Origin of the sequence: Nocardia jejuensis NBRC 103114 (assembly GCF_001613145.1) — a bacterium.
Classification (GTDB): Bacteria; Actinomycetota; Actinomycetes; order Mycobacteriales; family Mycobacteriaceae; genus Nocardia; species Nocardia jejuensis.
The window spans coordinates 21118-28479 of the sequence record NZ_BDBU01000015.1 but is presented as its reverse complement, the minus strand read 5'-3'; the positions used below and the strand labels follow the sequence as shown (position 1 = coordinate 28479).

Sequence of the window (7362 nt, the reverse complement as noted above, 5' to 3'; positions counted from 1 at the left end):
GCCGTCGGGCGCGTCCCGGGTCGCGGCCAGAGTGTCGCAGGTCCGCGCGGCGACCGCCGGACTCAACCGGGCCGATGCCGCCATGGGCGACGTCGCCGGTGATCGCTGGACCAATCGTTCCCCCGACCTCGGCAGGAGCACCATTCCGCGATGACCATGACCGACACCTACGAGCGCCGCGCCTACGGCCTCTGGCAGAAGCCCCGCAGCGCAGGTCTTTTCGGCCTGCGCTGGGGCGAGACCGTGGTGGGCTTCGCGGTGGTGATCACCGCGCTGCTGACGGCACTGGTGGCGGGCCCGAAACCCGCCGCCGTCATCGGCGGTCTGGGTCTGATCGTGATGGTTCCACTGGTGTGGCGGACCGGGGGCCGCTCCGGCTACGAGAACGGATTGATGATGTTCAACTGGTTGCGGGGCCGCAGCAAGGGCGAGCACGTGTACCGCGGCGGCCGGTTCTCCCGGGTGCCCGGCGGAGTCACACGGCTGCCCGGGCTGATGGCTCCCTCACGGCTGTACGAGGGAATCGACGCCGGCGGCTACAGCTTCGGCATGATCCATCTGCCCCAATTCGGCCAGTACACAGTGGTTCTGCGCGCCTGGCCGCAGGGACACGAGGCCGTCGATCAGCCGGTCATCGATCGCTGGGTCGCGGCCTGGGGCACCTTCCTGGCCTCGCTGGGACAGACCTCCGACATCGTGGCGGTGGTGCCGGTGATCGACACCGTGCCCGAGACCGGAAACCGTTTGCTCACAGAGGTTTCCGCGATCACCCGGCCCGAAGCTCCGGACCTGGCACAGCAGGTGATGTACGAGCTGGCGACCGAACTGCCGCAGGAGCGGGTGCAGCTGCTGCCGCGGGTGTCCATCACGTTCAAGGCCACCACGGCCGAGCGCCGCAAGAACCCGGCGGAGGAGGCGGTCGAGATCGGCCGCAGGCTCCCGGGCATCTGCGCGGCGCTGGCCGAGGCGGGCGTGCGCTGCCAGCCGATGTCGGCGGACGAGGTCATCTCGTTCATCCGGCGCAGCTACGACCCCGCGGCACAGGCGGATCTGGAAGTCGCCTCGGGTGAGCCCGGCGGGCACGGCCTGGACTGGGCCGACGCCGGACCGGTGTCGCACGAGGAACGCTGGGACCACTTCATCCACGACGGCGGCCGCTCGGTCACCTGGGAGATGGACACCGCACCCGAGGGCGCGGTCGACGAGCGGGTGCTGCAGCGGCTGCTCGCACCCAATCCCGAGGTGCCGCGCAAACGGGTCACCATCGTGTACCGCCCGCATTCGGCCGGCGACGCCGCCCAGATCGTGGACGACGACTACAAGAACGCGCTGGTGGCGCAGCAGAGTGAGCGCGGTGTCGTCTCGGCGGCCGCGACCATTCGTGTCGGCGCGACCCAGCAGGCGCGCGAAGAGCAGGCCCGCGGTCACGGTGTGACCCGGTTCGGGGCGCTGGTGACCATCACCGAACCCCTGCGCGGCGATCTGCCGCGTATCGAGGCCATCACCCGTGACCTGTCCACCCAGTCGCGACTCAAGATCCGGCGCTGCTATCGCTACCAGGCAGCGGCCTTCGCGGCCTCCCTCGGCTGCGGCGTCATCCTTCCGGAGCACGCGACCATTCCCAAAGCACTCGCGGGGTGATCACCCATGGCACGTGACTTCGATCCATCCGTTCGTGAGCGGGAAGCGGCCGCACGCCGCGCCTCGCGCGGGGAACCGGCCGCGCCGGAGCAACTCGCACACGGCGATTCGGACCAGCCGCCCGTCGGCTCCCGGGTCGCCCGCGACGAGCACCGCCCCCGCCGCGGCACCCTCCCCGACCGTCGGCTGCTGCGCCGCGACACTCCGATCGACTACGCGGCCCTGGCCGCGGAGGAGGAAGCGCGGTCCACCGGTGCGCGCCCGGATGAATCGAAGCCCACGAGCCCTGCCCCGCGCTCCGGCGCGGGGGACCAGCGTCACGGCGCGGGAGAGTCCGGCTCGGCCGGAAGTCCAGGCGCCCGGACGGGTGCGGTGAGCCCTGCCACCGGGGCCGACTCGGATCGTCCGGGTGCGGGGTCCGGCTCGGCCCGCGCGGAGGCGGGGGCCGGTTCGGCTCAGGCGGGTACCGCGTTCGGCCCCAGCCGATCCGGTGCCGGATCGCGTTCCGCCGACCCTGGTACGGCATCGGGCGAAGTCCGCTCCGGCGGACCGAACACCGCTGCACGAGTATCGGATTCGCACCTGACCAGCGGAGAGCCCAAGGGCGGCAACGGCTCCGGGCAGCCTTCGGCCGAGACCCGCCGTGACTCGGCCCGCGTGTCGCCCCGGGAAGCCGCGGCCCCCGAGCGGCCGCGCGAATCCGCGCGGCCGTCCAGAACTCCCGAGCCTGCCCGCACCGGCGGCGCCCGCGAGAGCGAGTCCGAAGCCGCCGCCCGCGAGCACGCACGCCGCATGGCGGCTGTGCGCCGCGCGCAGGAAGAATTGCAGGTGGAGCCGCCGCCGATCCGCTCCCGGTCGATCGACCCCAATCCGCCCTATGTCGAGGACTTCGATCGGCACCCGGCGCGGGGACGCGAATCGGCGGCCCGGCTCGAGGCGGAGACTCGTCCACCCCGCGCGCACGCGCCCAGCGCCGAACCGGCCGTTCGGGAGCAGGATTCGCATGCGGCGCGTGTTCCCGGTGCGGGCGAGCAGTCCGACGTCGCGGCCGATGTGCGGACCGCACATCCCGCCGAGGGGCGTCCCGCGATCGGTCGTCCCGCGGAAATGCGCCCGCCCCGGCGTGAGACCGTCGAGTCGGCACCCGGTCGCGGTGTGGACTCGCACGGACCGGTGCCGCGCCATGTCGAACCCGAGCAGGCGGACACCCGGCATCCGGGTGTCGAGAGTGGCGAATCCGGCGGAGGCGGCGAACTCGGCATCTCGCCGAGCCCGATATCGGAGACCGGAAGAGCGAAGCGCACTGCGGACATCGATGCACCGGGGAGCGAAAGACCCTCCGAGAGAGCGGATTCGGAAGAGACGGGCCGAGTCGCTCGTACTCGGGCCGAAGATCCTCGCCGCGACAGCCGCCCGGGGGCGGCGACGCACGACACGCACACCGAGGACGATGCGGCCGATGCCGGTCGCGACGGTGGCATGGTCGGCGAAGGATCGCCGGAGCGTGAGAGACCGGTGCGGGACTCCGGGTTGATCGGCTCGGATACGCCCGGTGCGGCAGATGACGACTGGTCGGAATCGGACCCGTCGCGGGATCGGATACTCGCCGCGCTGAGTGGTGCCGCATCCGCGCCGGTGGACTCCGCGCCGCGCGAAACCCGTTCCATGAGTGCTGATTCCGCAGTCCAGGCGTCGGCAGGCAGCGGCGAGGGAGATCCGCGGCCCGCGCGCGAGAGTGGTGGCCGGATCGGCTCGGAGCGGGCGCCTTCCGAGGGGGTGGAGCAGGCACCCGGGAAGTCGGGCGAGTCGTCCGGGACGGGTGCCGGTGATCCGGTGCGGGAACAGGTGGCGGAGGCCTCCGGTTCGGGGGAGCGAGTCGGACCGGGACGGTCGGCGAGTGGCCGGCGTTCCGGTGCGGTGCCGCAGGGGGATACGGTACGGCCGGACCTGGAGCGGTCCGGTGGGTCGGCGCGTGCGGGGACGCGGTCGGCGAGTTCGGACGGTAACGAGACATCGTGGGGGTCGGAACGAGTCGAGGGGGATCGGATGGACCGAGAGCGTGGCCGTGGCGTCGACTCGACGGACGGCGGAAGCACCCGTGGCGCCGAGAGCGTGGGCCGGGAGCGGGGACGAGGCACGGAATTGTCCGTGGCCGAGCAGAAGGAGGCGCGCGCCGCACGAGAGCGCGCGCGGGCCGGTGCGGTCACGAGTGAGCGTGCGCCGGAAGGACAATCGGGCCGCGATCCGGTGCGCGGCACCGGATCGTCCGAACACGACCGGCGCGCGGAACCCGGCCACGAGCGTGCGCGGCGCGGTGAGCACGGCATCGAGCGTGATGCCCGGCGCGGCACGGAAACAGGCCGCGCACACGGCTCCGATGCCCGCCGGAGCATCGAGGCGAGCAGCCGCGAACGTGGTGCGAGCACCGGGGGCCGTGAGCGCGGCGCAGAGTCGACCGGGCGCACCCGCGACATCGAGCCGGCCGGGCGTGAGCGCGGCGCGGAATCGGCCAAGCGCGTTCGGGGCACCGAGTCTGCCGGGCGTGAGCGCGGAGCCGATTCCACCGGGCGCACCCGTGAGATCGAGTCCGCCGGGCGTGAGCGCGGTTCCGACATCACGGGACGTGAGCGGGGCACGGACTCCGCCGCGCGTGAGCGCGGTGTGGAGCCGGCCGGGCGCGAGCGGCGTGGTGGCGCCGAGTCCGGACGGGAGTCTGTGCACGGCAGTGGAACCGAGCCACGGCGCGGCGAGGGGCGGACTCGTCCCACCGATGCGGACCGGGTGCATCTGGGTGGGCGCACGGGTACGCCCGGGCGCGCGCGCCGATCGCGACCGGATGATCTGCCGGTGGAGCGGTCCGGACGCGGCCGTCCGGTGCGCAAGCGCACGGACCGGGGCGCCGAGCCCAGCTCCCGAGGTTCCGGGCGAAAAGGCAAGGGCGACAAGCCTCTCAAGGAGCCGGTGGCCAAGCGGCCGGCCAAGAAGAAGCAGTCCGGCCCCAAGCTGCTCGATGACGCGGCACGGGCGAAGCTGGAGGTCACCGCCCGCGAGGGCAATGGCATCCGCGCGGCCTGGGCCACGTTCCGGCTGCACACCGATGAGCTGCGCCGGCGGAACTTCGCCGCTCGCGCGGAGCGCATCGAGTACGGGAGTGTGGACGAATTCGACCGCACCACAGCACAACTCACCGATCGCGGCTATCTCGGCGAGGGCGGCGGCCGGATGGCGGTGGTCGGCCGTCCGGTCGAGTACCGCGCGACCACCGCGCAGGTCGCGGGCCTGTGGCCGTGGTCGGTCGGCGCGGGCGCGCCCCTGATCGGCACGCCGCTCGGCTCGCATCTGCACACCGGCGCTCCGGTGTGCTTCGACCCGATGAACTGGTTCATGCGCGGCAGCTTCATCACCGCGCCGAGTCTTTTCGTGCTGGGGCTCAACGGTTTCGGCAAGTCTTCGCTGGTGCGCCGGATCGTGCTGGGCGGTGTGGCCCAAGGCATCACGCCGCTGATCCTGGCCGACGTCAAGCCCGACTACCGCAAGCTGGTGGAGCTGGTCGGCGGCCAGATCATCGACCTCGGCTACGGCCACGGCAAACTCAACCCGCTGGCCGCCGGTGTGCTCGGCGCGGTCGTTCCACAGCTGGACGATCAGCCCGAACTGCAGGTCTCGGTGCTGCAGGATTTGCGGGCGCGCCAGGTCACCCTGGTCGCCGGTCTGGTCGAGCTGGTTCGCGGTGCGCGCGTGCGCGATTACGAGGAAACGCTGATCGCGACCAGCTTGCGCATCCTGTACCGCGAGGGCAGCGAGTTCAGCCCCGAGCATCCGCCGATCATGGAGGATCTGCTCACGGTCGTTGTCGCGGGCGGCGACGAACTCCAGCTCGACGCCGGTGCGGACAACCCGGAGGAGTACCAGAACGCGATCAAGGGCCTGCGCCGCTCACTGCGCGCGCTCACCCAGGGCCCGTTCGGTGCGATCTTCAACGGTCACACCACGACTCCCATCGACACCACCTCCACCGCTGTGTGCATCGACGTCTCGCACATCCCGACCGGCGACAAGAAGCTCAAGGCCGCGGTCATGCTGGCCTGCTGGGCCGACGGTTTCGCCTCGGTGGAGGCCGCGCACGTGCTGGCGGACGCGAAACTCGGTGAGCAGCGCTACTTCCAGGTCGTCATGGACGAGCTGTGGCAGGTGCTGGGCCTGGGCGACTTCATGGTCGATCGCGTGGACGAGCTCACCCGTCTGCAGCGCGGCATGGCGACCGCGCTCATCATGATCAGCCACACCATCAAGGACCTGCAGGCGCTGGGGTCCGAGGCGGCCATCGCCAAGGCGCTCGGCTTCCTGGAACGCGCGCGCGCCAAGATCTTCGGTGCGCTCCCGGCAGAGGAGATCGGCCGCCTGGACTCCACGGTGCCGTTCACCTCCGCCGAACAGGACATGGTCACCGGCTGGTCCGCGCCGCAGGCGCTCACCGGTGAGGCGCTCAAGCCCGGTCAGCAGCGCCCGCCCGCGCCCGGCACCGGCAAGTTCCTGCTCAAGATCGGTGAGGATCGCCGCCCGGGCATCCCGTTCCACATGGAGTTCACGCAGTCGGAGCGCGAGAGCGGAATCCACGACACCAACCAGCGTTTCAGCGAATTCACCGAGAAGACCGCCCGCCGCGGCACGGACGAGGGGAGTGCCGCATGATGCCGCATCGTTCCTATCGAAGAGTGTCGCCGGAGGTACGGCAAGCCGCTGTGTCGCAGGTGATCTCGCTCGCGGCGAAGATGCGATCCGAGTCCGAGGCATGCCGGGTGGTCGCCGATCAGATCGGCGTGCACACCAATTCGGTGCGCAACTGGGTCCGCGCCGCCGAGAGCCCGGGACTCGAGCGCATGGACGCGGAGGCGCTGCGCCGCAAAGTGGCGCTGCTGCAACAGCAGTTGGCCGCCGCCGCCGAGATGAACCGCACGCTGGTGGAAACCCTGAACGAAGCCAAACGGGGCATATGACGCCGACTCCGCAATCCGGACACGCCGAGTCGGGAAACCCGCAGGTATGGCCCGGGTCCCGGTCACAGCGACTAGCCTGGAAGTACGGTCCGGCGCTGCGCCGCCGACACGGGCCGAGCGGTGTGGAACCGGCGGTGCAACGCGCGAACCGGGTGGTGATGCTGGTGGTGAGCGTCGCGATGCTGCTCGCCGCGTGCGGCGGGAACAGTTCGCAGGGCCATGATTCGGGTTCGGGCGGCGGTCATCAGCCCACGCCCACCACGCGTTTGCTGGAGAACGCCCCCGCGCCCGATCCCACCACGCCCGACGGCGTGGCGGTGACGGCCCTGCGCGAGATCTACACCTGGTACCCCGCGACGGAGTCCCAGAGCGCTGCTCTGGCCAGAGCTCGGAAATGGCTGGGTCCCAGTCTGATCCGTACACTGGATACACCACCCACCAGCGTCGAGACGCCGAAACCGTCGCTGCAGTGGTCCGACTGGGGTAAGGCCGGAGCGCGGGTCGAGGCATTCGCGTTCGCCTCCGGAGAGAAGGCCCCGGGATCCGACCAGACCCGGCAGCAGTACAAGATCGGCATCGAGCAGACGGTCGTATACCCGGACGGGCGCCGCCAGACGCTCCCGTCCGGCACGGTCGTCGCCACCGTGGTGCGCAGCAACGGCGCTTGGCTGCTGGACGAATTCCGTTGAGCGGCAACGACACACCGGTCATCCCAGGAGGCTAG

Annotated in this window: 4 protein-coding genes; all 4 read left to right on the top strand. The window is 71.3% G+C overall.

Annotated elements, in window-relative coordinates:
• The first annotated feature begins 150 nt into the window (after positions 1–150).
• The 4 genes from NJ1_RS12070 (at position 151) to NJ1_RS12055 (ending at position 7327) form a co-directional block, all read left to right on the top strand.
• Positions 151–1641: an SCO6880 family protein gene (locus tag NJ1_RS12070; RefSeq protein WP_067692047.1), complete on the top strand. Its 1491-nt coding sequence runs from the start codon at positions 151–153 to the stop codon at positions 1639–1641.
• Between the two features lie 6 nt (positions 1642–1647).
• The gene (locus tag NJ1_RS40445) at positions 1648–6333 is read left to right on the top strand and encodes a hypothetical protein (protein WP_245717345.1); all 4686 of its coding nucleotides are present in this window, start codon (positions 1648–1650) and stop codon (positions 6331–6333) included.
• A gap of 50 nt (positions 6334–6383) precedes the next feature.
• Complete coding sequence (locus NJ1_RS12060) at positions 6384–6638, top strand: transposase (protein WP_245717344.1); 255 nt, start codon at positions 6384–6386, stop codon at positions 6636–6638.
• Positions 6639–6772: 134 nt separating this feature from the next.
• Positions 6773–7327 carry a hypothetical protein gene (locus NJ1_RS12055; RefSeq protein ID WP_245717343.1) on the top strand — a complete coding sequence of 185 codons (555 nt, stop codon included), beginning with the start codon at positions 6773–6775 and terminating at the stop codon, positions 7325–7327.
• Positions 7328–7362 lie beyond the last annotated feature (35 nt).

Coding starts and splice junctions, on each gene's coding strand:
- NJ1_RS40445 (WP_245717345.1), top strand. CDS start 1,648: ATGGCACGTGACTTCGATCCATCCGTTCGTGAGCGGGAAGCGGCCGCA.
- NJ1_RS12070 (WP_067692047.1), top strand. CDS start 151: ATGACCATGACCGACACCTACGAGCGCCGCGCCTACGGCCTCTGGCAG.